This window comes from Pseudomonas sediminis (assembly GCF_039555755.1).
Lineage (GTDB): Bacteria > Pseudomonadota > Gammaproteobacteria > Pseudomonadales > Pseudomonadaceae > Aquipseudomonas > Aquipseudomonas mendocina_D.
Map to the genome: position 1 here is coordinate 2,925,932 of NZ_CP154631.1, position 25,753 is coordinate 2,951,684.

Below are 25,753 nucleotides of genomic sequence, written 5' to 3' on the forward strand. Positions count from 1 at the left end.
GCAATCACACAAGGGCTTGGGTAAGATCGTTGCCCTAATCGTTTCTGAGAGTGTCTGCGTTGCTGGACAATATTCGCGTCGTTTTGGTGGGCACCAGTCATCCGGGCAATATCGGCGGTGCTGCGCGGGCGATGAAAAACATGGGCTTGTCGCGTCTGGTGCTGGTCGCGCCGGAGGATTTTCCCAGTGCTGACGCCGTGGCGCGCGCGTCCGGTGCGACCGATGTGCTGGATGCTGCGCAGGTCGTTGGTAGTCTTGAAGAGGCGCTGGTCGGTTGCACTCTGGTGATTGGTACCAGTGCACGTGATCGGCGTATTCCCTGGCCGCTGCTGGATCCGCGCGAGTGCGGCGTGGCCAGTTGTGAGCAGGCCGCTGCTGGTAGCGAAGTGGCGTTGGTCTTCGGTCGTGAATACGCCGGTTTGACCAACGAGGAACTGCAGCGATGTCAATACCACGTGCATATCCCGTCCAACCCTGAGTTCAGTTCGCTGAACCTGGCGGCGGCGGTGCAGGTGCTGGCCTATGAGGTGCGCATGGCCTGGTTGGCGGCTTCGAGTCTGCCGACCAAGGCGGAGAAGCTTGAGGCGACCACGATGCGCAATTCGCAGGCGGCGACGGCAGATGAGCTGGAGTCCTTCTACGGACATTTGCGTCGAGTTCTGGTGATGATCGGTTTTCTCGATCCACAGAGGCCGCGGCACCTGATGACTCGCTTGCGTCGGCTATATGGGCGCAGTGCGGTGAGCAAGTTGGAGATGAATATCCTGCGCGGCATCCTTACCGAGACAGAGAAGGCCGTGCGTGGAGAGCCTCATAAACAGGGGAAGTCTGATGTTTGAACGCATTCGAGAGGATATACAGAGCGTTTTTCACCGTGACCCGGCGGCGCGCAATGCCTTCGAGGTGGTGACCTGCTATCCGGGACTGCATGCGGTATGGCTGCATCGTGTGGCGCATGCATTGTGGCGTTCGGGCTGGAAGTGGCTGGCGCGCGTGGTGTCCAACTTCGGGCGCTGGATGACCGGTATCGAAATTCACCCGGGGGCGAAGATCGGGCGACGCTTCTTCATCGACCATGGCATGGGCATTGTCATCGGCGAGACTGCCGAGATCGGTAATGACGTCACGCTCTATCAGGGCGTGACTCTGGGTGGCACCAGTTGGAACAAGGGCAAGCGCCATCCCACTCTGGAGGATGGTGTTGTGGTTGGCGCTGGCGCCAAGGTGCTGGGGCCGTTCACGGTCGGTGCCGGGGCCAAGATCGGTTCCAATGCGGTGGTGACCAAGGCTGTGCCGGCGGGGGCGACTGCGGTCGGCATTCCCGGCAAGATCATCGTCAAGTCCGATGACGAGCAGGAAGCCAAGCGTCAGGCCATGGCCGAGAAGATCGGTTTCGATGCTTATGGTGTCGGTCAGGACATGCCCGACCCGGTAGCGCGCGCCATCGGCCAGTTGCTCGATCATCTGCATGCTGTCGACGGGCGGCTCGAGGATGTCAACAAGGCGCTGGACTCGATGGATTGCGACTACCGCGCCAAGGCGCTGCCTGCACTGCGTGACGAAGACTTCGCCGAGGTGTGCAAGGGGCAGGGCGACAAGCCTGCTGCCTGATGCGCGCAGGGGCGGCATTTGCTATGATGCCGCCTCTTTTTGCGGTCAATCCTGAGTAAATCAATCGGTCTTATAGTTGACTTAAATACTCGGGAATCGCATACTTCGTCGCAATTCAGTGATTCCGTGGTAGAGCCATGCGACTGACCACCAAAGGCCGTTACGCCGTTACCGCCATGCTAGATCTGGCGTTGCACGCACAGCACGGTCCCGTTTCCCTGGCCGATATATCCGAGCGGCAGGGCATCTCCCTGTCTTATCTCGAGCAACTGTTCGCCAAGCTGCGCCGTGGCAGTCTGGTTTCCAGTGTTCGCGGGCCGGGTGGCGGCTATCAGCTTTCGCGTGACATGCGCGGCATTCAGGTGGCTCAGGTGATCGATGCGGTCAACGAGTCGGTAGATGCCACGCGTTGCCAGGGGCAAGGTGATTGCCACTCTGGTGACACCTGTCTGACCCATCACCTGTGGTGCGATCTCAGTCAGCAGATTCATGAGTTCCTCAGTGGCATCAGCCTGGCTGATCTGGTTGCGCGCCATGAGGTTCAAGAGGTCGCGTTGCGCCAGGACCAGCGCCGCTGCAATGGCAGGACGCCGCGCCTGGATAAGATTGAAGCGTCTGCCATCGACTGAGCAGGGCGTTTGCCTGATAGGAGAAACCCAATGAAATTGCCCATTTATCTCGATTATTCCGCCACCACGCCGGTAGATCCGCGTGTTGCGCAGAAGATGAGTGAATGCCTGCTGGTCGACGGTAACTTTGGCAACCCGGCTTCGCGCTCCCACGTGTTCGGCTGGAAGGCCGAAGAGGCGGTGGAAAATTCCCGTCGCCAGGTCGCCGAACTGGTCAATGCTGATCCGCGTGAGATCGTCTGGACCAGCGGTGCTACCGAGTCCGACAACCTGGCGATCAAGGGCGTAGCGCATTTCTATGCCAGCAAGGGCAAGCACATCATTACCTCGAAGATCGAGCACAAGGCGGTACTGGATACCACTCGCCAGCTCGAGCGTGAAGGTTTCGAAGTGACCTATCTGGAGCCGGGCGAAGACGGCCTGATTACACCAGCTATGGTCGAGGCGGTGCTGCGCGATGACACCACCCTGGTGTCGCTCATGCACGTCAACAACGAAATTGGCACCATCAACGACATCGCTGCCATCGGCGAGCTGACCCGATCGCGCGGTGTGCTGCTGCACGTCGATGCCGCGCAGTCCACCGGCAAGGTCGAAATCGATCTGGAAAAGATGAAGGTCGATCTGATGTCCTTCTCCGCGCACAAGACCTACGGCCCCAAGGGCGTCGGTGCCCTTTACGTGCGCCGCAAGCCGCGTGTGCGTCTGGAAGCGCAGACTCACGGCGGCGGTCACGAGCGCGGTATGCGCTCGGGCACCCTGGCCACTCACCAGTGCGTAGGTATGGGTGAAGCATTCCGTATCGCCAAGGAAGAGATGGCGGCAGAGAACCAGCGTATCGCGGCTCTGCGTGATCGTTTCTACCGCCAGTTGGAAGATATGGAAGAGCTGTACGTAAATGGCAGTCTGACTGCTCGCGTGCCGCACAACCTTAACCTGAGTTTCAACTACGTCGAGGGTGAGTCGCTGATCATGGCGCTCAAGGATCTCGCTGTATCGTCCGGTTCGGCTTGCACCTCGGCTTCCCTGGAGCCGTCCTACGTGCTGCGCGCCCTGGGCCGCAATGATGAACTGGCACACAGCTCGATCCGCTTCACCTTCGGTCGTTTCACCACCGAAGAAGAGGTCGACTACGCCGCTGCCAAGGTCCGTGAGGCCGTGGACAAGCTGCGCGAGCTGTCGCCCCTGTGGGATATGTTCAAAGAAGGTGTCGACATTTCTTCCGTGGAATGGGCAGCACACTAAAAGCTGCCGAGGCGAATCGCTTGGTTTCAAGCGGTTCGCCGGAGAGCGGCACCTGATGAGAGAGGAAGTACAACATGGCTTACAGTGACAAGGTCATCGACCACTACGAAAATCCGCGTAACGTCGGCAAGCTTAACGCCGAAGATCCTGACGTTGGTACCGGCATGGTCGGTGCGCCGGCCTGTGGCGACGTGATGCGCCTGCAGATCAAGGTCAGCGAAAGTGGCGTTATCGAAGACGCCAAGTTCAAGACCTACGGCTGCGGCTCGGCTATCGCCTCCAGCTCCCTCGCGACCGAGTGGATGAAGGGCAAGACCCTCGATGAGGCCGAAAGCATCAAGAACACCCAGCTCGCCGAAGAACTGGCCCTGCCGCCCGTGAAAATCCACTGCTCTGTACTCGCTGAAGATGCCATCAAGGCTGCTGTGCGCGACTACAAGCAGAAGAAAGGCTTGCTCTGATACGAGGTTTGTAATGGCCATCACCATGTCTGAAGCAGCTGCCCGCCACGTGCAACGCTCTCTTGAAGGGCGCGGCAAGGGCGAGGGCATTCGCCTCGGGGTGCGCACTACCGGTTGCTCCGGCCTGGCCTACGTGCTCGAGTTCGTCGATGAGCTGGCGGCAGAGGATCAGGTATTCGAGAGCCATGGCGTCAAGGTGATCATCGATCCCAAGAGCCTGGTCTATCTCGATGGCACCGAGTTGGACTTCGTCAAGGAAGGCCTCAACGAGGGCTTCAAGTTCATCAACCCTAACGTGCGCGGCGAATGCGGTTGCGGCGAAAGCTTCAACGTTTGAGGCGCTCGCGTGGGTAATCCTTGTCATTTCGCCCTATTCGACCTGCAGCCGAGCTTTCGTCTGGATCTGGATCAACTGGCTGCTCGCTACCGCGAGCTGGCGCGCCAGGTTCATCCGGATCGTTTCGCCGATGCCGGTGAGCGTGAGCAGCGCCTGGCGCTTGAGCGCTCGGCCTGCCTCAACGAGGCGTATCAGGTTCTGAAAACGCCGTCTCAGCGTGCCCGCTACCTGCTGGCCATGCGTGGCCCCGAGTTGCCGCTGGAAGTGACGGTGCAGGATCCGGATTTTCTCCTGCAGCAGATGCAGCTGCGCGAAGAGCTGGAAGAGCTGCAGGACGACGCCGACCTGGCTGGTGTCGCGGTCTTCAAGCGTCGTCTGAAGACCGCTCAGGAGGCGCTCAATGAGTGCTTCGCGGCATGCTGGGACGACGATGCTCGTCGCGAAGAGGCTGAGCGTCTGATGCGCCGCATGCAGTTCCTCGACAAGCTCTCCCATGAAGTGCGCCAACTAGAAGAGCGCCTCGACGATTAACCTGTGGGTTGCCTCGGCAGCCTGCCTGATGATTTCAAGAAGACCATGGCCTTATTGCAGATCGCCGAGCCAGGACAGAGCCCGCAACCGCACCAGCGTCGGCTGGCAGTGGGCATTGACCTTGGCACCACCAATTCACTGGTCGCTGCTGTGCGCAGTGGTCTGGCCGAGCCTCTGGCCGATGCTGCCGGCGAGGTCATCCTGCCTTCGGCGGTGCGTTATCACGCCACCAGCATCGAGGTCGGCGAGTCGGCCAAACTGGCGGCCGCCAGCGATCCGCTCAATACCGTGCTGTCGGTCAAGCGCCTGATGGGGCGGGGTATCGCCGACGTGCATCAGCTCGGCGAACAAATGCCTTATCGCTTCGCTGCAGGCGAGTCGCACATGCCCTTCATCGAGACGGTGCAGGGGGCGAAAAGCCCGGTCGAAGTCTCGGCGGAAATTCTCAAGACCCTGCGCTTGCGCGCTGAACAGACCTTGGGCGGTGAGTTGGTCGGTGCGGTGATTACCGTTCCGGCTTATTTCGATGACGCTCAGCGTCAGGCCACCAAGGATGCTGCGCGTCTGGCTGGCCTGACCGTTCTGCGTCTGCTCAATGAGCCTACTGCCGCTGCAGTCGCCTATGGTCTGGATCAGAAAGCCGAGGGCGTGGTTGCTATTTATGACCTCGGCGGTGGCACTTTCGACATTTCCATCCTGCGCCTGACCGGAGGTGTATTCGAGGTGCTGGCTACCGGCGGCGACAGTGCGCTGGGCGGTGACGACTTCGATCATGCCGTAGCCGACTGGATCATCCAGCAGGCCGGTATTTCCAGTGATCTCGATCCGTCGACCCAGCGTAGCCTGCTGCAGACTGCCTGTGCGGCCAAAGAGGGACTGACGGACGCTGATAGCGTCGAGCTGAGCCATGGTGAGTGGCGAGGTTCGTTGTCGCGCACGCAGTTCGAGGCGCTGATCGAGCCGATGCTGGCGCGCAGTCTCAAGGCTTGTCGTCGTGCTGTGCGTGATTCCGGCGTCGAGCTGGAAGAGGTGGGTGCAGTCGTCATGGTCGGTGGCTCCACCCGTGTCCCGGGTGTGCGTGAGGCCGTCGGCGAGCTGTTCGGTCGGGCGCCGCTGACCAATATCGATCCGGATCAGGTGGTGGCTATTGGTGCTGCGATCCAGGCCGACGCCCTGGCGGGCAATCAGCGTGATGACGGCGAGGAGTTGCTCCTGCTGGACGTGATCCCCCTGTCGCTCGGCCTGGAAACCATGGGCGGGCTGATGGAGAAGGTGATCCCGCGTAATACCACCATCCCGGTGGCGCGTGCGCAGGAGTTCACCACCTACAAGGATGGCCAGACGGCCATGATGATTCACGTGCTGCAGGGTGAGCGCGAACTGATCGCTGATTGCCGCTCCCTGGCACGTTTCGAGTTGCGCGGTATTCCGCCGATGGTGGCGGGGGCTGCGAAGATCCGCGTGACCTTCCAGGTCGATGCCGACGGCCTGCTTAGTGTCGCAGCGCGTGAGCTGAGCTCTGGGATTGAGGCGAGTATTCAGGTCAAGCCGTCTTATGGCCTGACCGATGGCGAAATTGCACGCATGCTGCAGGACTCCTTCCAGAATGCTGGAGGCGACAAGGCTGCCCGCGTGCTGCGTGAGCAGCTGGTCGATGGTCAGCGCCTGGTCGAGGCCGTCGAGGCGGCGCTGCAGGCCGATGGCGAGCGTTTGCTGGATGCCGAGGAGCGCGAGGTCATCGAGCTGCAGGTGCAGGAATTACGCGATTTGCTGGCGGGCAATGATGGCCTGGCGATCGAGCGGCAGACCAAGCGGCTGTCGCAGGTCACTGATGCTTTCGCGGCTCGCCGCCTGGATTCGACGGTAAAAGCCGCGCTGGCAGGGCGCAATCTGAATGAGATCGAGGAATAATTGATGCCGCAGGTAATTTTTCTGCCTCACGAGCGATTCTGCCCGGATGGTCTGGTGGTAGAGGCTGAGCCTGGTGTTTCCATCCTCGAGCTGGCGCACGAGCACCATATCGAGATGGAAAGCGCTTGTGGCGGTGTGTGTGCCTGCACCACCTGTCACTGCATCGTGCGCGAAGGTTTCGATTCGCTGAACGAGGCGGATGAGTTGGAAGAGGATTATCTGGACAAGGCTTGGGGGCTCGAGGCTCAGTCGCGCCTGGCCTGTCAGGCTATCGTTGGTGAGGAAGATATCACCGTCGAGATTCCCAAATATTCGCTTAACCACGCAGCCGAAGCGCCGCACTGACAGGCAGCTCCCTCATCCGGCGCTTCGCGCCACCTTCTCCCAAAGGGAGAAGGGCCCAGATAAAGTTGTCGCTACGCGACTTTCACGTTAAGCAGGAAGCATGATCATGAGTCTGAAATGGGCCGATGTACTGGACATTGCCATCGAGCTGAGCGAGCAGAAGCCGGATGTCGATCCGCGCTACGTGAACTTCGTCGATCTGCACCGTTGGGTCGTGTCCTTGCCGCAGTTTTCCGATGACCCGCAACGCGGGGGGGAGAAAGTGCTGGAGGCAATACAGGCCGCCTGGATCGAAGAGCTCGATTGAAACAGGCGCTTACGGCGCCCGCCCTACGCTTTTAACTGGAACCCGCGTATAATTCGCGGGTTTAATTTTTCGCTTTAACCCTAAAGTTTCTGGAGCTTCACATGGCTGTTCAACGTACTTTCTCCATCATCAAGCCTGACGCCGTTGCCAAGAACGTCATCGGTGAGATCACCACCCGTTTCGAAAAAGCCGGCCTGCGCGTTGTCGCTTCGAAGATGGTGCAACTGTCCGAGCGCGAAGCCGCTGGTTTCTACGCTGAGCACAGCGAGCGTGGCTTCTTCAAGGATCTGGTTGCCTTCATGACTTCCGGCCCGGTCATCGTTCAGGTTCTGGAAGGCGAAAACGCCGTTGCCAAGAACCGTGAACTGATGGGTGCCACCAACCCGAAAGAAGCCGCTGCCGGCACCATCCGTGCTGACTTCGCCGTTTCCATCGACGAAAACGCTGTTCACGGTTCGGATTCCGAAGCCTCCGCAGCTCGCGAGATCGCTTACTTCTTCTCCGCTACCGAGCAGTGCGCGCGCATTCGCTGATTGGCGATTGAAGCGAGGGTGAAGCCATGACCAATACCACCGGCAAGATCAACCTGCTGGGCCTGACCCAGCCGGAAATGGAACAGTTCTTCGAGTCCATCGGCGAGAAGCGCTTCCGTGCCGGCCAGGTAATGAAGTGGATTCACCACTTTGGCGTCGATGATTTCGCCGCCATGACCAATGTCGGCAAGGCCTTGCGCGAAAAGCTCGAGGCCTCTGCCGAGATTCGCGGCCCGGAAGTGGTCAGCGAAAATATTTCTGCCGATGGCACGCGCAAGTGGGTGGTGCGTGTGGCGTCGGGTAGCTGTGTGGAAACCGTTTATATTCCGCAGAACGGTCGCGGCACGCTTTGTGTTTCGTCCCAGGCCGGTTGTGCCCTGGATTGCAGCTTCTGCTCCACCGGCAAACAAGGCTTCAATAGCGACCTGACCAGTGCCGAGATCATCGGCCAGGTGTGGATCGCCAACAAATCCTTCGGCAGCGTGCCGGCGAAGATCGATCGCGCCATCACCAACGTGGTGATGATGGGCATGGGCGAACCGCTGCTGAACTTCGACAACGTCGTTTCCGCCATGCAGATCATGATGGACGACCTCGGTTATGGCATTTCCAAGCGCAAGGTGACCCTGTCCACCTCCGGCGTGGTACCGATGATCGACAAGCTGGCCGAAGTCATCGACGTGTCCCTGGCGCTGTCGCTGCACGCGCCCAATGACGAGTTGCGCAATCAGTTGGTGCCGATCAACAAGAAGTACCCGCTGGACATGCTGCTGGCGGCCTGCAAGCGCTACGTCTCCAAGCTGGGCGAGAAACGCGTGCTGACCATCGAGTACACCCTGCTCAAAGGCGTCAACGATCAGCCTGAGCACGCTGAGCAGATGATCGCACTTCTGGCCGATGTACCTTGCAAGATCAACCTGATTCCGTTTAATCCCTTCCCCTTCTCGGGGTACGAGCGGCCGAGCAATAACGCCATTCGCCGCTTCCAGGACCTGTTGCACAAGGCTGGTCATAACGTCACGGTGCGCACGACGCGTGGTGACGATATCGATGCGGCCTGCGGCCAATTGGTTGGCCAGGTCATGGACCGTACTCGGCGCAGTGAGCGTTACATCGCAGTGCGTCAGCTGGGCAACGAGGCGCAAGAGCCTCGCACTGCCGCCAATCGAAATTGAAGAGAGGATGCCTATGACCTTGCGCCCTGCGCTGTTATTGCTCGTTGTCAGCCTGCTTGCTGGTTGTGTGACCACCGGCGATGTTGACCCTATGCGTACGGCTGAAGGACGTGAGAAGGCACGTGATGCCTACGTACAACTGGGGATTGCCTATATCCAGCAAGGTGATACCCAGCGCGCCAAGGTGCCGCTGAAGAACGCACTCGATCTGGACTCCTCCAATGCGGATGCGCATGCCGCGCTGGCCATGGCGTTCCAGCTGGAAATGGAGCCGAAGCTGGCCGATGAGCATTTTCGCAAAGCGTTGTCCCAGCGCCCGAAGGACGCCCGTCTGCTCAATAACTACGGTGGCTTTCTGTTCGAGCAGAAACGCTACGACGAGGCGATGAGCACGTATCTCAAGGCCGCTGAAGATAACCTCTACCCAGAGCGTTCGCGGGTGTTCGAGAACCTCGGGATGACTGCTTTGCAACTCGGTCAGCGCGAGCAGACCAAGGAATACCTCCAGCGTGCCTTGCGCCTGAGCAGCCGCCAGCCGCGCGCTTTGTTGGAAATGGCGGCGCTGTCCTATGAAGACAAAGAATATGTGCCAGCGCGCCGTTACTACGACAGCTACAGCGAAATAGCGCCACAGAATGCGCGTAGCCTGTTGCTTGGCGCGCGTCTAGCCGAAGTGTTTGAGGATCGTGACCGTGCTGCCAGCCTTGGCTTGCAGTTGCGTCGTCTGTATCCGGCCTCTCAGGAATATCAGCAATTTGTTTCGGGGCAACAATGAACGCGGCACATAGCGAAGTGGCTCAGCCGATGCCGACAAATCCAGGTGAAACCCTGCGCCAGGCCAGAGAAATCAAGGGCTGGAGTGTTGCCGAAGTGGCAACTCAGCTTAACCTGACGCCACAACGTCTGGCCCAGATCGAAGCCGGTGCTTTCGACAAGCTGCCGGGCACCACCTTTGCGCGTGGCTATATCCGGGCCTACGCCAAGCTGCTCGAAATGGACCAGAACCGGCTGGTAATGGAGTTCGACCAGTTCACCGGCACCGACGCCACTGGCAGCAGTGTGCATGCCCTTGGTCGTATCGAAGAGCCTGTGCGTTATTCGCAGAGCATCCTGCGCCTGGTGAGTTTCCTGTTGTTGCTGGCGTTGATCGGCGGCGGTTTTGTCTGGTGGCAGGATCAGGGGCGCCCAGGTGCCAGCCTGGCTGACCTGGGCCTGGAACATGTAGAAGTCGAGGGGGCCGACGGTACCACCCAGGTTCATTCGCTTGCCGAGCCGGAAGACCAGGCGGTAGTCGATGCTCAGGGCGGCGAGCAGGGCAGCCCTCTGCTGTTGCCAGTCGAGCCGGGTGAGGCACCGGAAGAGTCCTCGGTCGCAGAACAGCCTGCAGCTTCAGATGCTGCGCCGGAAAGCGCGCCAGAAACTCCGGCAGCCGCCGTGGCGAATGAGCCAGCAGCTGCTGCCAGTACAACAGCGCCTGCCACGGAGCCTGCCGCCCCTGTTGCCGTTCCAGCCGGGCAGGCTGCGCTGAACGTACAGTTCACTGCTGATTGCTGGACACAAGTGACCGATGCCGATGGAAAGGTCCTGGTCAGCGCGCTCAAGCGCAGTGGCGAAAGCATCGAACTGACCGGCAAAGCACCGATGGAGCTGCGCCTGGGCTTTGCCCGTGGCGCCCAGGTGACCTACAACGGCCAAAGCGTGGACGTTGCGCCGCATATGACCGGCGAAACCGCGCGCCTGAAACTGGGGTTGTAAAGCATGCATTGCGAATCGCCGATCAAGCGCCGACTGTCGCGCAAGATCTGGGTTGGCTCGGTACCGGTGGGCGGCGATGCGCCGATCACCGTGCAGAGCATGACCAATACCGACACCAACGATGTGGCCGCTACCGTGGCACAGATCCGTCGCCTGGAAGATGCCGGCGCCGATATCGTGCGCGTTTCCGTGCCGGACATGGATGCGGCCGAAGCCTTCGGCCGGATCAAGCAGCAGGTACGTGTACCGCTGGTAGCCGACATCCACTTCGATTACCAGATCGCCCTGCGCGTGGCCGAGCTGGGCGTCGATTGCCTGCGGATCAACCCGGGCAACATCGGTCGCGAGGATCGCGTCAGGGCGGTGGTTGAGGCTGCCCGTGACAAAGGCATTCCGATTCGTATCGGCGTCAATGCCGGTTCGCTGGAAAAGGATCTGCAGAAGAAATATGGCGAGCCGACCCCGGAAGCTCTGGTGGAGTCGGCGCTGCGTCATGTCGAACACCTTGACCGCCTGAACTTCCCCGACTTCAAGGTCAGTGTGAAGGCCTCCGACGTCTTCATGGCTGTAGAAGCCTACCGCCTGCTGGCCAAGCAGATCGAGCAGCCGCTGCACCTGGGTATCACCGAAGCGGGTGGCCTGCGCTCCGGCACGGTCAAGTCGGCAGTCGGTCTGGGCATGCTGCTGGCCGACGGCATTGGCGATACCATCCGTATCTCTCTGGCTGCCGATCCGGTGGAGGAGATCAAGGTTGGTTTCGATATCCTCAAATCCCTGCGTCTGCGTTCTCGCGGTATCAACTTCATCGCCTGCCCGAGCTGTTCGCGGCAGAACTTCGATGTGGTCAAGACCATGAACGAGCTGGAAACGCGTGTCGAGGACCTGCTGGTGCCGCTGGACGTGGCCGTGATCGGCTGCGTGGTCAACGGGCCCGGCGAAGCCAAGGAGGCGCATATCGGCCTCACCGGCGGTAGCCCGAACAACTTGGTCTATATCGACGGCAAGCCCGCCTCGAAGCTGACCAACGAAAACCTGGTGGACGAGCTGGAAAAGCTCATCCGCGACAAGGCGGCCGAAAAGCTCGCCGCCGATGCGGCCGTGATCGTGCGCGGCTGATCCGTGCGTAAGGAATACACTTGAGCAAGTCCCTGCAAGCCATTCGTGGCATGAACGATATCCTGCCGGAGCAGACGCCTGCCTGGCGCTACCTGGAAAGTACCCTGGTCAGCCTGCTCGATGGCTACGGCTACAAGGAAATCCGCCTGCCCATCGTCGAGTACACCGAGCTGTTCGCTCGCGGTATCGGTGAAGGCACCGACGTGGTCGACAAGGAGATGTACACCTTCCTTGATCGCAACGAAGAATCCCTGACTCTGCGTCCCGAAGGCACTGCCGGTTGCGTGCGTGCCGTGCTCGAACATGGTCTTTCCGGCGGCGGCCAGGTGCAGAAACTGTGGTACGCCGGCCCCATGTTCCGCTACGAGAAGCCGCAGAAAGGTCGCTATCGCCAGTTCCATCAGGTCGGCGTGGAAGCCTTCAACCTGCCGGGGCCGGACGTCGATGCCGAGCTGATCGTGCTCACCTGGCGTTTGTGGAAAAAGCTCGGTTTGTCTGATGCCGTGACCCTGCAGCTCAACAGCCTGGGTTCCAGCGAGGCGCGTGCGGCTTATCGCGACGCACTGGTAGCCTACTTGCAGGAGCGTTTCGATCAGCTCGATGAAGACAGCCAGCGTCGCCTGACCACCAATCCGCTGCGCATCCTCGACAGCAAGAACGAAGCGACCCAGGCCGCGCTGGTAGGCGCACCGACCTTGGGCGATTACCTCGATGAGGAATCGCGCCTGCACTTCGAGGGCGTCAAGGCGCGCCTGGATGCAGCCGGCATTCGCTACCAGATCAATCACAAACTGGTGCGCGGTCTGGATTACTACAATCGCACCGTGTTCGAGTGGGTCACCGACAAGCTCGGCTCCCAGGGCACTGTATGTGCTGGTGGCCGCTACGATGGCCTGGTTTCCATGTTGGGTGGCAAGGCTACGCCAGGCGTCGGTTTCGCCATGGGTGTCGAGCGTCTGGTGCTGCTGCTGGAGACCCTGCAGTTGCTACCGGCTGACCTCAATCGCGCCGCCGATGTTTACATCTGTGCCTTTGGCGAGGCTGCCGAGCTGGCTGCTCTGGCGCTGGTCGAGCGCCTGCGTGACGAATTGCCGGGACTGCGCCTGTTGCTCAACTCCGGTGGTGGCAGTTTCAAGAGCCAGTTCAAGAAGGCCGACAAGAGTGGCGCACGCTATGCGCTGATTCTGGGGGACGACGAATTGGCAGGGCGCGTGGTAGGTTGCAAACCGCTGCGTGACGACAGTGAACAACAAAGTGTTGCCTGGGATGCTCTGGCTGAGCATCTGGCTGCCTGCCAGCAGGCCTGAGCAGGCTCTCGATTAGGAGTACGGGGTTAGACATGCAGACCGAAGACGAACAGATCGCACAAATGAAGGACTGGTGGGATCGTAACGGCAAGCCTTTGCTGGCCGGCGGCGTATTGGCGCTGGTAGCTGTATTCGGCTGGCAGGGCTGGCAGAAGTATCAGGACAATCAGGCGCAAAGCGCCTCCGTGCTTTATCAGCAGTTGCTGGAAACGGCACTGGACCCAGCCGGTAAGCCCGATGCTGCTAAAGTCGCCGAACTGGCCGGCAAGCTCGACAGTGAGTTTGGCGGTAGCCACTACGCCCAGTACGGCAACCTGTTCGTCGCCAAGGTCGCCGTCGAAGCCGACCGTCTCGACGATGCCGCTGCCGCGCTGCAGCGCGTGCTCGACAAGCCGGCCGACGCCACGCTCGGTGAGCTGGCGCGTCAGCGTCTGGCCCGTGTTCTGGCAGCCCAGGACAAGACTGACGATGCGTTGAAACTGCTCGATGCCAAGGTCGAGGACGCTTTCCTCGCCAGCCGCGAAGAACTCAAGGGCGATCTGCTGGTACAACTGGGTCGCAGCGATGACGCGCACGCCGCCTATCAGAAGGCCAAGGATGCGCTGGCCGAAGACGCCGCTGTTGGCGGTCTGCAGATGAAGCTGGACGACCTGGCAAAAGGGGATGCGTGACGTGATGCGTTGGAAGAATGCCGCACTGCTGGCTCTGGCCGTTCTGGCCGTGGGTTGCAGCAGCAATAGCAAGAAGGAACTGCCGCCCGCCGAACTGACCAAGTTCGACGCCGAAGTCGAGCTGCGTACCGAGTGGAGCCGCTCCGTTGGTGATGGTCAGGGCGATACCTTCAACATGCTGGTGCCGGCCATCGACGGTGATGTGATATACGCCGCTGATGTCGAAGGTCTGGTCATGGCCATGGACCGCACCAGCGGCAAGGTCATCTGGCGCAAGAAGCTTGAAATCCCGGTATCCGGCGCCATCGGTGTAGGCTACGGCCAGGTATTGTTGGGTACCCTCAAGGGTGAAGTGATCGCCCTGGACTCCAGTGACGGTGAAGAACAATGGCGTTCGCGCGTGACCAGCGAAGTGCTGGCTGCGCCGGCTAGCAACGGCGATATCGTCGTGGTGCAGACCCAGGACGACCGTCTGATTGCCTTCGATGCCAGCACCGGCAGCCAGCGCTGGATCGTCGAGAACACCCCGGCCGTACTGACCCTGCGCGGCACTGGCGCTCCGCTGGTGACCAACCGCCTGGTGGTCGCCGGTCTGTCCAGCGGCAAGGTGATTGCGGTCGACGCCCAGCGCGGCCTGCCGGTCTGGGAGCAGCGTATCGCCATCCCGCAGGGTCGTTCCGAACTGGAGCGTGTTGTCGACATCGACGGCGGCCTGCTGTTGTCCGGCGGCACCGTCTACGCGGTGAGCTACCAGGGCCGTGTCGCGGCCATGGATCTGGAGTCCGGTCGCGTACTCTGGCAGCGCGAGGCATCCAGCTCGGTTGGCGTCGCTCAAGGTTTCGGTAACGTCTATGTCAGCATGGCCAACGGCACCGTCGAAGGTATCGACGAGCGCAGCGCTTCGGCCCTGTGGAGCAACGATTCGATGGCGCGTCGCCAGCTGTCGGGCCCGGCAGTGTTCTCGAGTTATGTCGCCGTGGGTGACTACGAAGGCTATCTGCACCTGCTGAGCCAGGTCGATGGTCGCTTCGTCGGCCGTACCCGCATCGACAGCGACGGCCTGCGTGCCCAGCCGTTGGTGGTGGGTGACTGGTTGTACGTCTACGGTAATAGCGGCAAGTTGGTGGCACTGACCATCAAGTAACACGCTATGCTGCCGGTAACCCGACAGCATGAAACACCCTGGCCGCTGCCCTTGCAGCGGCCTTTGCATTTTCTGAATTAACCGAGTGGAGAGCCTGATGGTTCCCGTAATTGCCCTGGTGGGCCGGCCGAATGTCGGCAAGTCCACGCTCTTCAACCGCCTGACCCGCAGCCGCGACGCTATCGTCGGCGACCTGTCCGGTCTGACCCGCGACCGCCAGTATGGCGAGGCGAAGTGGCAGGGGCGCACCTATATCGTGATCGACACCGGTGGTATTTCCGGTGACGAGGAAGGCATCGACGCGAAGATGGCCGAGCAGTCGCTGCAGGCCATCGAAGAGGCCGATGCCGTGCTGTTCCTGGTGGACGCGCGCGCTGGCATGACCGCCTCCGACCAGATGATCGGCGAGCACCTGCGCCGTCGTAACAAGCAGAGCTTCCTCGTGGTGAACAAGGTCGACAACCTCGATGTCGACCTGGCTCGCGCCGAATTCAGCCCCATGGGCCTGGGTGAACCACTGGCGATTGCCGGTGCTCACGGCCGCGGTATCACCCAGATGCTGGAAGTGGTTCTCGGCGCGTTCCCCAAGGACGCCGGCGAGCCGGAGGAGGGTGCCGAAGACGAGGAGGTGCTGGAAGGCCAGGAGGCCAAGCGCATTCCCGGCCCGAGCGAGAAGGACGGCATCAAGCTGGCCATCATCGGTCGCCCCAACGTCGGCAAGTCCACCCTGGTCAACCGCATGCTCGGTGAAGAGCGGGTCATCGTCTATGACCAGGCGGGAACCACGCGCGACAGCATCTACATTCCGTTCGAGCGCGACGACGAGAAGTACACGCTGATCGACACTGCCGGCGTGCGCCGTCGCGGCAAGATCTTCGAGGCTGTGGAGAAATTCTCCGTGGTCAAGACGCTGCAGGCCATTCAGGACTCCAACGTCGTGGTGTTCGTCATGGACGCCCGCGAAGGTGTGGTCGACCACGACCTCAACCTGCTCGGCTTCGTGCTGGAAAGCGGCCGCGCTCTGGTCATTGCCCTGAACAAATGGGACGGCATGGACCAGGGGCAGAAGGATTATGTGAAGACCGAGCTGGAGCGCCGGCTGTTCTTCGTCGACTTCGCCGATATCCACTTCATTTCCGCCCTGCACGGCACTGGCGTGGGCCATCTGTACAAGTCGGTGCAGGCCTCGTTCAAGTCGGCGATCACCCGTTGGCCGACCAGCCGCCTGACGCAGATTCTCGAAGATGCCGTCAGCGACCACGCGCCGCCTCTGGTCAACGGTCGCCGCATCAAGCTGCGCTATGCCCACCTGGGCGGTGCCAACCCGCCGCTGATCGTAATCCACGGTAACCAGGTCGACGCCGTGCCGCGCGCCTACACCCGTTACCTGGAAAACACCTTCCGCCGTGTGCTGAAGCTGGTCGGTACGCCGATTCGCATCGAGTACAAGGGCGGTGAAAACCCCTACGAGGGCAACAAGAACAAGCTCACCGACCGTCAGGTGAACAAGAAGCGCCGCCTGATGAGCCACCACAAGAAGGCCGAGAAAAAGCGCAAGGACAAGCGCAAGTAATCGCCTTTGGCCCCTGCACGCCGGGTATCGCCCGGCGTGTACGGCATAAGCTTCCAACGCTTTTTCATAAGCAGCGCAGGTGCCGCCTGCTGCGCCCTTCGGCTATCCTCGCGGCTTGCCTTGTTCTTCGTAGGAAGTCGCGATGCTCGCCAGTAAACTGCCCAACGTCGGCACCACCATCTTCACGCGCATGTCCCAGCTCGCTGCCGATGTTGGCGCGATCAACCTGTCTCAGGGCTTTCCCGACTTCGATGGGCCGCAGGCACTGCGTGAGGCCGTGGCGCGGCACGTCATGGAAGGGCGCAACCAGTATTCGCCAATGACCGGCTTGCCCGCGCTACGTCAGCAGGTGGCGGCCAAGCTCGCCCGCAGCTATGGCGTGCAGCGCGATGCCGATAGCGAGATCACCATCACGCCTGGGGCCACCGAGGCGATCTTCTGCGCGGTGCAGGCGCTGATTCACCCGGGGGATGAAGCCATCGTGCTCGACCCTTGCTACGACAGTTACGAGCCGTCGGTGGAGCTGGCCGGTGGGCGTTGTGTGCATGTGCCGTTGGCATTGCCGGACTTCGCTGTCGATTGGCAGCGTCTGGCCGATGTGATCACTCCGCGCACCCGACTGATCTTCCTCAACTCCCCGCATAATCCCAGCGGTGCGCTGCTGACCCGCGCTGACCTGGATAAGCTGGCCGAGCTGATTCGTGGGCGCAATATCCATGTGATCAGCGACGAGGTCTACGAGCACCTGATCTATGACGGCCAGCGGCATGCCAGCGTGCTGGCCCACGACGAGCTGTATCAGCGCGCCTTCGTGGTCAGCTCCTTCGGCAAGACCTATCACGTCACCGGCTGGAAGACCGGCTACGTGGTGGCGCCACCGGCACTGACCGCCGAGCTGCGCAAGATCCACCAATACGTCAACTTTTGCGGGGTGACGCCGCTGCAGTTCGCGCTGGCTGACTTCATGGCCGCGCACCCCGAGCATGTCGAAGAACTGCCGGCCTTTTACCAGGCCAAGCGCGACCTGTTCTGCGACCTGCTGGCTGGCTCGCGCTTCACCTTCACCCGCGCGCCGGGCACCTATTTCCAACTGGCCGACTATTCGGCGATTCGCCCTGATCTGGATGACGTGGCCATGGCCGAGTGGCTGACCCGCGAGCATGGTGTGGCGGCTATTCCGGTGTCGGTGTTCTATCAGTCGGCACCTCAGGGTATGCGCCTGGTGCGTTTCTGCTTCGCCAAGCGTGAGGAAACCCTGCGCCAGGCGGCAGAGAAGCTCAGCGCGGTATGAGGGGTAGGGCGGGTGTAACCCGCCTCTGAGGTGTTGGCGGGTTTCACCCGCCCTACGGTGAGCGAGGCCTACAAATGAGCAACAAACCCGATCTCGAACTGGCGCTGATCCAGACCACGTTGGCCTGGCACGATCCGGCCGCCAACCGCGAGCACTTCCAGACCTTGCTGGAACAGGCCCGTGGCGCTGACCTGGTGATCCTGCCGGAGATGTTCACCACCGGTTTTTCCATGGAGTCGGCCGAATTGGCTGAGCCTGGGGATGGACCCAGCAGCATCTGGCTAAGCGAGCAGGCGCAGCGTATCGGCGCGGTGATCTGCGGCAGTCTGATCATTCAGGCCGCTGACGGCAGCTACCGTAATCGCCTGCTTTGGGCGCGCCCGGATGGCTCTTTCGCGTATTACGACAAACGCCACCTGTTCCGCATGGCCGGTGAGCACAAGCATTACAGCGCTGGCAATCAGCAGGTGGTGTTCGACCTCAAGGGCTGGCGCGTGCGCCCGTTGATCTGCTACGACCTGCGCTTCCCCGTCTGGAGCCGTGACGCCGGCGGTACCGATCTGCTGCTGTATACCGCCAACTGGCCGGGCGCGCGTCGTCAACACTGGAACCGCCTGCTGCCGGCGCGAGCCATCGAGAACCTGTGCTATGTCGCGGCTGTGAACCGCGTCGGCGAGGACGGCAAGGGTCACGGTTATACTGGCGATTCTCAGGTGCTGGATTTCCAGGGCGAGGCGCTGCTGACGGCAGGCGAGGGCGATGGCGTGTTCCGCACTCGGCTGTCGCATGACGCTCTGAGTACCTATCGCGAGCGCTTCCCGGCGCACCTGGACGCGGACGCTTTCACATTCAACTGAACAAGGAGCTACATGACATGGACGTGCAACAGAGCAATCCCTTCCAGACGCCGCAGGCCGATCTGCAGCCGAGCACCACCACTCAGTTGCCGCTCTACAGCATCGCAGGCGTTGGCCTGGCTACCTTCATTGGTACGCCGCTGGCCGGTGCATGGCTGCTGGCGCATAACCTGCAATTGCTCGGCAAGGCAGATCGAGTAGCGATGGTCTGGGGCATTTCCGTCGTGCTTCTGATCGTCACCTTGGTCTTGGCTTTCGTGTTGCCCGAGGAGGTACCCGCCCTGCCTTTCGCCATCGCGCAACTGATGGCGATGATCATGTTGGCCAAGAACCTGCTCGAGGCCGATCTCAAGCAGCATGCCGAGGCGGGTGGTGCGTACCTCTCCAATTGGCGGGCGGCGGGTATTGGCCTGATGTTCACCATTGGCCTGGCCGCACTGATGTTCGCGGTGCTGATGATTTTCGATATTTGAGTGTCAAGTTCCCGGATTTCATCCGGGTTACGCATACAAAAACGCCGGGCAATGCCCGGCGTTTTTGTGAGTGGCGCTGAAGGCTCAGGCCGCTTGCGACTCGGCCTGGCTCAGGGCGCGGTTCAAGGCGCTGAACAGGGCGCGGAAGCTTGCGGTGGTCAGGTTCTCGTCGATGCCGATGCCGTGCAGGGCACGACCGCCATTGACGCGCAGTTCGATGTAGGCAGCCGCCTTGGCGTTGGTGCCGGCACCGATGGCGTGCTCGCTGTAGTCCATGACTTCAACGGCGACCGGCAGCGCGGCAGCCAGCGCTTCCAGTGGACCTTTACCGATGCCACGCCAATGGTGGTTCTCACTCCCTTCGATGACTTCCACATCCACCGCGCTGGTGCCGTTTTCTTCCTGCAGGCGATGGCCTTTCAGGGCGTAGGGGCTGCGCGCTTGCAGGTACTCGGTCTCGAGCAATTGGTAGATCTGTGTGGCAGTCATTTCCAGGCCGAGGCGGTCGGTTTCACGCTGCACCACCTGGCTGAACTCGATCTGCATGCGACGCGGCAGGCTGATGCCGTATTCCTGCTCGAGCAGGAAGGTGATGCCGCCTTTGCCGGACTGGCTGTTCACACGAATCACCGCCTCGTAGTCACGGCCGATGTCGGCCGGATCGATAGGCAGGTACGGCACTTCCCACAGGGCATCGTCCTTCTGCTGGGCGAAGCCCTTGCGGATGGCGTCCTGGTGCGAGCCGGAGAAGGCGGTGTGCACCAGGTCGCCGACGTACGGGTGGCGCGGGTGCACCGGAATCTGGTTGCAGTCCTCGACCACCTTGCGCACGGCGTCGATGTCGGAGAAGTCCAGCTCCGGGTCGACGCCCTGGGTGTAGAGGTTCAGCGCCAGGGTCACCAGGCAGACGTTGCCGGTGCGCTCGCCATTGCCGAACAGGCAACCTTCGACGCGGTCGGCGCCGGCCATGACGGCCAGCTCGGAAGCGGCGACGCCGGTGCCACGGTCATTGTGGGTGTGTACGCTGATCAGCACGCTGTCACGGCGGTCGACGTGACGACCGAACCACTCGATCTGGTCGGCGTAGTTATTCGGCGTGGCGCACTCGATGGTGGCGGGCAGGTTGAGGATCAGCTTGTTCGCCGGGGTCGGCTGGAACACGCCGATCACTGCGTTGCACACCTCGACGGCGAAGTCGATTTCGGTGCTGCTGAACACTTCCGGCGAATACTCGAAGCCCCACTGGGTTTCCGGCGCGGCATCGGCCAGGCGCTTGATGGTGGTGCCAGCGGCCACGGCGATAGCTTTGACGCCGGCCTTGTCCTGGTTGAAGACGATCTTGCGGAAGCTCGGTGCGCAGGCGTTGTAGTAGTGGACGATGGCCTTCTTGGCGCCTTTGAGCGACTCGAAGGTGCGCTCGATGAGGTCGTCACGGGCCTGGGTCAGCACCTGGATGGTCACATCGTCCGGAATGTGGCCGCCTTCGATCAGCTCACGCACGAAGTCGAAATCGGTCTGCGAGGCGGACGGGAAGCCCACTTCGATTTCCTTCAGACCCACGGCCACCAGGCACTTGAAGAAGCGCATCTTCTTCTCGGCATCCATCGGCTCGATCAGCGACTGGTTGCCATCGCGCAGGTCGGTGGACAGCCAGATCGGCGCCTTGTCGATGATCTTGTCCGGCCAGGTACGGTCCGGAATCTGGATCTGAGTGAACGGGCGGTACTTCTTCGACGGGTCTTTGAGCATGGTCATGAGCGGGTCCTGCGAAATGGGAGTCGAACACGAGGCCGGGCGGCCATGAAACGGGGTTTCAGGCGGGGCTTCGCAGTCGCGGGCTGACCAGTCGCAGGCATGCGAGCTGGCGGACGAGAAAGATGTTTTTCATGTGGGCACCCTATCCATAGCAGGTGGATATGGCAATGCTTGCTTAAAAAACGCCGATTTATTGCCGGATAGCTTTTGTTGGCGGATTTTATTGCTTTGAAAGTGATTTTTTCGGCGAATCGTGTTTCCAGGGGGCGTGCACAGGCTCGCCCCCGTCCCTCGATGATCCGTCTTCAGTCGGCGTAGTCGTAGGCGCCGCCTTTTTCCAGGGCACGGCGATAGGCTGGCCTGGCATGGATGCGTTGCAGGAAATCGCTCAGGCGCGGGTGGTTGTTGAGTACGCCACGGGCGGCAGCTGCTTCAAGTGGGAAACTGAGCTGAATATCGGCAGCGCTGAACGCATCGCCTGCGAACCAGTCGTGCTCGCTCAGTTGGCCCTCCAGGTAGTCGAAATGCAGTTTCAACTGCGGCGAGATGAACGCCTGACTGACCTTGTTCGCGATGCCGCGGGCGATTGGCTTCATGAAGAACGGCATTGGCGCGCTGCGCAGCTTGTCGAACACCAGCTTGAGCAGCAGTGGCGGCATCGCCGATCCTTCGGCGTAATGCAGCCAGTAGCGGCAGCGCAAGCGTTCCGCGCTGCCAGCGGCAGGCAGTAACCAATCGCCATAGCGCTCGGCCAGGTATTCGATGATGGCGCCGGACTCGGCAAGGGTCAGTTCGCCATCGGTGATCAGCGGCGACTTGCCCAGAGGATGCACCTGGCGCAATTCGGCAGGGGCGAGCATGGTCTGCGGGTCGCGCTGGTAATGCTTGACCTGATAGTCGATACCAATCTCTTCGAGCATCCATAGGATGCGTTGCGAGCGCGAGTTGTTCAGGTGATGCAGAGTGATCATGGCAAGCTCCGGCCGATTCTGGGGCAGGGTTCTGTAATACGTCGTTCCGGGACGCACCACTAGCGTTCTATTGCACCGCCCTTGGCTGCTCGGCGATGGTGGGTCGCAATTCGCGCATGTCCGCACCGCTCGGGTGCTGGAACACGCGCAGGCCGAACTCGGGGAGGATGGCCAGCAGGTGGTCGAAGATGTCCGACTGGATGCCTTCGTAGGCATTCCAGGCGATGGTGTTGGTGAAACAGTAGATTTCCAGCGGCAGGCCGTCGGCAGTCGGGCTGAGCTGGCGCACCAGCAGGGTCATGTTCTGGTGGATGTTCGGGTTGTGCCGCAGGTAGTGCTCGACGTAGGCGCGGAAGCTGCCGATGTTGGTGATACGGCGGGTGTTCACCGCCTCCTTGCCGTGTTCGGCCAGCCTGGTGTTCCAGTCCTGCAGCTCCTGATCCTTGCGGTCGAGGTATTCGTCGAGGAGCATGAAGCGGCGTAGCCGTGCGATTTCTTCGTCGCTGAGGAAGTGAACGCTGGTCTGGTCCAGAAACATCGCGCGCTTGATCCGACGTCCGCCGGACTCCTGCATGCCACGCCAGTTCTTGAACGGGTCGGTGATGAAGCGCTTGGTCGGGATGGTGGTGATGGTCTTGTCCCAGTTCTGCACCTTGACCGTGTGCAGGGCGATGTCGATCACATCGCCGTCGGCGTTGAGCTGCGGCATTTCCACCCAGTCGCCGACGCGGATGATATCGCTGGAGGAGATCTGCACGCTGGCCACCAGCGATAGCAGAGTGTCCTGGAAGATCAACATCAGCACCGCAGCCATGGCGCCGAGGCCGGACAGCAGAATCAGCGGAGAGCGGTCGATCAGGGCGGCCACCATCAGGATCGCGGCGATGGCGAAGATGGCAATCTTGATCACCTGCAGATAGCCCTTGATCGGCTTCAGGTGCGCATTCGGGCGGCGCTGGTAGAGGGTGTTGAGAATATCCAGCAGCGCGCCAATGGCCATGGCGATGGTCAGCACCACGAAGGCACCACAGACGTTGCGCGTCACTTCCACCACGGCAGCAGGCATGCCGGGTACCAAGACCACGCCGCTGGACAGCACCAGCGCCGGCACGATGTTGGACAGGCGCTTGATGATACCGCTTTCCTTGATCTGGCCATGGCGGCCCAGGGCGGTCGCGCCGACCAGTCGGTAGATGGCGCGGACCAGAATGCGTTTGACCACCCAGTTCGACAGCCAGGCGGCGACGATCAGGACGAGGGTAGCGGTGAGGGTGAGCAGTTCCGGCTGAGTGTTCAGCCAGTTCATCCAGGTAGTGAGCTCATTCGGCATTTCCGGCTCCGAAGCAGGCAGGAGGAAAGGCCGACGCTACACGGCCGGCCATCTGAGCCGCCGTACCCTAGCAAAAATGTGTCGTTAACCCAAACGGCAGGTGTTGCACGCTGCGTCGGTTCAGGGCTTGAACGCACCAATGAAGATCGCCGGATCAACCCGCGCATCGTTGAGGCTGACGTTCCAATGCAGGTGCGGGCCGGTGGCGCGTCCGGTGGCGCCGACCTTGCCGACATGGCCGCCTCGGGCGATTTCGTCGCCTAGCTTCACATCGATCTCGGACAGGTGGCAGAACATGCTGATCAGCCCCTGGCCGTGATCAAGGAACACCGTCTTGCCATTGAAGAAGTAGTCGCCGATGAGGATCACCTTGCCGGCCGCGGGGGCCTTGATCGGCGTGCCGCGGTTGGCGGCGAAGTCCAGGCCCGAATGCGGGTTGCGCTCCTCGCCGTTGAAGACGCGGCGCAGGCCGAACGGGCTGGACAGCGGGCCGTTGACCGGTTTGTCGAACATCAGGTTGCTCGGCTGGCGCGCGCTGAACTGCTGGTAGGCACGGGTCTGCTCGGCCAGCTCGCGCTCGATGCGTTTCAGGTTGGCGGCGTTGGGGGTGACCTGCTGCTGGTTCTTGATGGTGATGCGCTGCTCGGCGTAGTGCTTGGCGCCGACCTGGAAGGTCAAGTGGCCACCGCCCTCGATCTCGGCCTGTTGAGTCCCTGGCTTGACGCTGAGCGGGATGCCGACAACGGCGATCCAGCGTTGGCCATCTTCGTGAACGGTCAGCACCGGCTTACCCTGATAGCGCACTTTGGGTGCCTGCGCCGGGTTGCCCAGATCGACCACCGCCACACCGCCCGGCACCGGCTTGTTCAGCAGGCGAGTGATAAAACCTTCGGCATGGGCGGGTAGGGTAAGACACAGAGCCAGTACGAACAGACACAACTTGTGTAGGAGCGAGCTCTGCTCGCGAAAAGAGGGACTGAAAAAGCTTCGCGAGCAGAGCTCGCTCCTACGCAGAGATGCTGGCATTGGCTCAATCCAGTAGCGACAAGGTCGCCGGTTGTATGTGGTTGTCTTCGACGCGCACGTCCAGTTCGCCTTCGCTCAGGCGCGCCTTGAGGCGTTGGCCCGGGCGGGTCTGCGCGGCGCTGCGCACGGCCTGACCGCGTTCGTCGAGGAGGATGCTGTAGCCACGACCGAGGGTGGCCAGGGGGCTGACGATCTGCAGTTGCGCGGCCAGTGCGCCCAGTTGCTGGCGCTGGCTACGTAGCTGGCCTTGCATGGCGCGTGGCAGGCGCGTAGCCAGGCCATCCAGACGCTGTCGCAGCAGTGCCAGGTTGCGGCCCGGATGCTGGGAGGCGAGGCGCGCGTCGAGACGGGCCAGGCGTTCGCGCTGATTGGCCAGTTGCTGGTTGAAGGCGCGGCGCAGGCGCATGTCCAGGTCATCCAGGCGCTGGACTTGCTGGCGCAGGCGCTCGCCAGGGTGACGCAGGCGTTTGCTCACGCCTTCCAGACGCAGACGTTCGCGGGCCAGACGGCCCTGCATCTGCAGCACCAAGCGTCGTTGCAGATTGTGCAGGCGCTGCACCAGCTCACTGCTGTCCGGGGCCAGCAGTTCGGCGGCGGCCGACGGGGTTGGCGCGCGCACGTCAGCGACGAAGTCGGCGATGGAAACGTCCGTCTCGTGGCCCACGGCGCTGACTATGGGTGTTACGCATGCGGCTACGGCACGGGCCACGGCCTCCTCGTTGAAGCACCAGAGGTCTTCCAGTGAGCCGCCGCCACGGGCCAGGATCAGCGCATCGAAACCCTGCGTGTCGGCGCGTTGCAGGGCGCGCACGATCTGTGCGGTGGCCTCGCGCCCCTGTACGGCAGTGGGGATCAGGTTCAGCTCCACCTGCGGCGCGCGGCGGCGAAAGACGCTGATGATGTCGCGGATCACCGCGCCGGTGGGTGAGGTGACGATGCCGATGCGCTTGGGATGCGCGGGTAGGGCGATCTTGCGTTCGGTGGCGAACAGGCCTTCGGTGCCGAGCTTTTCCTTCAGCGCCTCGAAAGCCAGGCGCAGCGCGCCGTCACCGGCAGGCTCGACAGCTTCGAGAATCAGCTGATAATCGCCGCGCCCCTCGAACAGCGAGACCTTGCCGCGTACCTTCACCGCCAATCCGTCGCGCAGCGCCTGGCGTACGCGCGCAGCGTTCTGCCGGAACAGCGCGCAGCGCACCTGGGCCTGACTGTCTTTCAGGGTGAAGTAGATGTGGCCGGACGCTGGACGGGCGAGGTTGGAAATTTCCCCCTCGACCCAGATGCCGGCGAACACGTCTTCCAGCAGCAGCCGGGCGCGGTTGTTGAGCTGGCTGACGCTGAGCACCTCGCGGTCGAGGTTCAGGCGTGCAAAGGGATCATTGATCATGGGGCGGCATGATAA

At 61.7% G+C, this 25,753-nt stretch carries 27 protein-coding genes; 22 read left to right on the forward strand and 5 right to left on the reverse strand.

The genetic code is table 11. From position 1 onward, the window contains the following. The first annotated feature begins 59 nt into the window (after positions 1–59). The 22 genes from trmJ to AAEQ75_RS13885 all read left to right on the forward strand — a co-directional run bounded on the left by trmJ (position 60) and on the right by AAEQ75_RS13885 (position 19,272). Positions 60–839, forward strand: a complete 780-nt coding sequence (gene trmJ / locus AAEQ75_RS13780; RefSeq protein WP_256836811.1) for a tRNA (cytosine(32)/uridine(32)-2'-O)-methyltransferase TrmJ — start codon at positions 60–62, stop codon at positions 837–839. Then, positions 832–1,611 (forward strand): serine O-acetyltransferase, encoded by a 780-nt coding sequence (gene cysE, locus AAEQ75_RS13785; protein ID WP_143507535.1) that lies wholly within the window; start codon positions 832–834, stop codon positions 1,609–1,611. Before trmJ ends, cysE begins: the two co-directional genes overlap by 8 nt. A 137-nt stretch (positions 1,612–1,748) precedes the next feature. Further along, positions 1,749–2,240: a Fe-S cluster assembly transcriptional regulator IscR gene (gene iscR / locus AAEQ75_RS13790; RefSeq protein ID WP_143507536.1), complete on the forward strand. Its 492-nt coding sequence runs from the start codon at positions 1,749–1,751 to the stop codon at positions 2,238–2,240. Between the two features lie 30 nt (positions 2,241–2,270). Further along, positions 2,271–3,485, forward strand: coding sequence for an IscS subfamily cysteine desulfurase (locus AAEQ75_RS13795; RefSeq protein ID WP_099526567.1), 1,215 nt, complete (start codon positions 2,271–2,273; stop codon positions 3,483–3,485). Between the two features lie 74 nt (positions 3,486–3,559). After that, complete coding sequence (iscU, locus tag AAEQ75_RS13800; RefSeq protein WP_017362576.1) at positions 3,560–3,946, forward strand: Fe-S cluster assembly scaffold IscU; 387 nt, start codon at positions 3,560–3,562, stop codon at positions 3,944–3,946. A 13-nt stretch (positions 3,947–3,959) separates the two neighbouring features. Then, complete coding sequence (gene iscA, locus AAEQ75_RS13805) at positions 3,960–4,283, forward strand: iron-sulfur cluster assembly protein IscA (RefSeq protein ID WP_017675181.1); 324 nt, start codon at positions 3,960–3,962, stop codon at positions 4,281–4,283. A 9-nt stretch (positions 4,284–4,292) separates the two neighbouring features. Further along, complete coding sequence (gene hscB / locus AAEQ75_RS13810) at positions 4,293–4,814, forward strand: co-chaperone HscB (RefSeq protein ID WP_343349325.1); 522 nt, start codon at positions 4,293–4,295, stop codon at positions 4,812–4,814. A gap of 45 nt (positions 4,815–4,859) precedes the next feature. Then, positions 4,860–6,725, forward strand: a complete 1,866-nt coding sequence (hscA, locus tag AAEQ75_RS13815) for a Fe-S protein assembly chaperone HscA (RefSeq protein ID WP_343349326.1) — start codon at positions 4,860–4,862, stop codon at positions 6,723–6,725. Between the two features lie 3 nt (positions 6,726–6,728). After that, a complete protein-coding gene (fdx, locus tag AAEQ75_RS13820; protein WP_090336096.1) occupies positions 6,729–7,070 on the forward strand; it encodes an ISC system 2Fe-2S type ferredoxin in 342 nt (113 codons plus the stop codon). A gap of 106 nt (positions 7,071–7,176) precedes the next feature. Beyond that, the gene (gene iscX, locus AAEQ75_RS13825; protein WP_037001993.1) at positions 7,177–7,377 is read left to right on the forward strand and encodes a Fe-S cluster assembly protein IscX; all 201 of its coding nucleotides are present in this window, start codon (positions 7,177–7,179) and stop codon (positions 7,375–7,377) included. 101 nt (positions 7,378–7,478) lie between these two features. Further along, a complete protein-coding gene (ndk, locus tag AAEQ75_RS13830) occupies positions 7,479–7,910 on the forward strand; it encodes a nucleoside-diphosphate kinase (protein WP_003459696.1) in 432 nt (143 codons plus the stop codon). A 26-nt stretch (positions 7,911–7,936) separates the two neighbouring features. Beyond that, positions 7,937–9,085 (forward strand): 23S rRNA (adenine(2503)-C(2))-methyltransferase RlmN, encoded by a 1,149-nt coding sequence (rlmN, locus tag AAEQ75_RS13835; protein WP_179574323.1) that lies wholly within the window; start codon positions 7,937–7,939, stop codon positions 9,083–9,085. A gap of 13 nt (positions 9,086–9,098) precedes the next feature. Then, complete coding sequence (gene pilW, locus AAEQ75_RS13840; RefSeq protein ID WP_343349327.1) at positions 9,099–9,860, forward strand: type IV pilus biogenesis/stability protein PilW; 762 nt, start codon at positions 9,099–9,101, stop codon at positions 9,858–9,860. Beyond that, positions 9,857–10,840: a RodZ family helix-turn-helix domain-containing protein gene (locus AAEQ75_RS13845; protein WP_343349328.1), complete on the forward strand. Its 984-nt coding sequence runs from the start codon at positions 9,857–9,859 to the stop codon at positions 10,838–10,840. The genes pilW and AAEQ75_RS13845 overlap by 4 nt, the downstream gene beginning before the upstream one ends. 3 nt (positions 10,841–10,843) lie before the next feature. Then, positions 10,844–11,956, forward strand: a complete 1,113-nt coding sequence (gene ispG / locus AAEQ75_RS13850) for a flavodoxin-dependent (E)-4-hydroxy-3-methylbut-2-enyl-diphosphate synthase (RefSeq protein WP_343349329.1) — start codon at positions 10,844–10,846, stop codon at positions 11,954–11,956. Positions 11,957–11,976: 20 nt separating this feature from the next. Continuing rightward, the gene (gene hisS, locus AAEQ75_RS13855; RefSeq protein WP_343349330.1) at positions 11,977–13,263 is read left to right on the forward strand and encodes a histidine--tRNA ligase; all 1,287 of its coding nucleotides are present in this window, start codon (positions 11,977–11,979) and stop codon (positions 13,261–13,263) included. 32 nt (positions 13,264–13,295) lie between these two features. After that, positions 13,296–13,934 carry a tetratricopeptide repeat protein gene (locus AAEQ75_RS13860; RefSeq protein ID WP_343349331.1) on the forward strand — a complete coding sequence of 213 codons (639 nt, stop codon included), beginning with the start codon at positions 13,296–13,298 and terminating at the stop codon, positions 13,932–13,934. Beyond that, positions 13,927–15,078 (forward strand): outer membrane protein assembly factor BamB, encoded by a 1,152-nt coding sequence (bamB, locus tag AAEQ75_RS13865; protein WP_343349332.1) that lies wholly within the window; start codon positions 13,927–13,929, stop codon positions 15,076–15,078. The genes AAEQ75_RS13860 and bamB overlap by 8 nt, the downstream gene beginning before the upstream one ends. Positions 15,079–15,175: 97 nt before the next feature. Continuing rightward, positions 15,176–16,651, forward strand: a complete 1,476-nt coding sequence (gene der / locus AAEQ75_RS13870) for a ribosome biogenesis GTPase Der (protein ID WP_343349333.1) — start codon at positions 15,176–15,178, stop codon at positions 16,649–16,651. A 142-nt stretch (positions 16,652–16,793) separates the two neighbouring features. Then, positions 16,794–17,942, forward strand: a complete 1,149-nt coding sequence (locus AAEQ75_RS13875) for a pyridoxal phosphate-dependent aminotransferase (protein WP_343349334.1) — start codon at positions 16,794–16,796, stop codon at positions 17,940–17,942. A gap of 74 nt (positions 17,943–18,016) precedes the next feature. Continuing rightward, positions 18,017–18,799 carry an amidohydrolase gene (locus AAEQ75_RS13880; protein ID WP_343349335.1) on the forward strand — a complete coding sequence of 261 codons (783 nt, stop codon included), beginning with the start codon at positions 18,017–18,019 and terminating at the stop codon, positions 18,797–18,799. A 17-nt stretch (positions 18,800–18,816) separates the two neighbouring features. Beyond that, positions 18,817–19,272 carry a hypothetical protein gene (locus tag AAEQ75_RS13885; protein WP_343349336.1) on the forward strand — a complete coding sequence of 152 codons (456 nt, stop codon included), beginning with the start codon at positions 18,817–18,819 and terminating at the stop codon, positions 19,270–19,272. Positions 19,273–19,356: 84 nt separating this feature from the next. Here AAEQ75_RS13885 and leuA read toward each other — a convergent pair whose 3' ends face one another. From leuA to xseA, 5 genes are all read right to left on the reverse strand, one after another. Next, positions 19,357–21,027 (reverse strand): 2-isopropylmalate synthase, encoded by a 1,671-nt coding sequence (leuA, locus tag AAEQ75_RS13890; RefSeq protein WP_343349337.1) that lies wholly within the window; start codon positions 21,025–21,027, stop codon positions 19,357–19,359. 305 nt (positions 21,028–21,332) lie between these two features. Further along, positions 21,333–21,998, reverse strand: coding sequence for a glutathione S-transferase family protein (locus AAEQ75_RS13895; protein ID WP_343349338.1), 666 nt, complete (start codon positions 21,996–21,998; stop codon positions 21,333–21,335). Positions 21,999–22,065: 67 nt separating this feature from the next. Beyond that, on the reverse strand, positions 22,066–23,328 hold the full coding sequence (locus AAEQ75_RS13900) for a mechanosensitive ion channel family protein (protein WP_343349339.1): 1,263 nt from the start codon (positions 23,326–23,328) through the stop codon (positions 22,066–22,068). 120 nt (positions 23,329–23,448) lie between these two features. Further along, on the reverse strand, positions 23,449–24,354 hold the full coding sequence (locus tag AAEQ75_RS13905; protein ID WP_343349340.1) for a peptidoglycan DD-metalloendopeptidase family protein: 906 nt from the start codon (positions 24,352–24,354) through the stop codon (positions 23,449–23,451). A gap of 4 nt (positions 24,355–24,358) precedes the next feature. Further along, positions 24,359–25,738, reverse strand: a complete 1,380-nt coding sequence (gene xseA, locus AAEQ75_RS13910) for an exodeoxyribonuclease VII large subunit (RefSeq protein WP_343349341.1) — start codon at positions 25,736–25,738, stop codon at positions 24,359–24,361. Positions 25,739–25,753 lie beyond the last annotated feature (15 nt).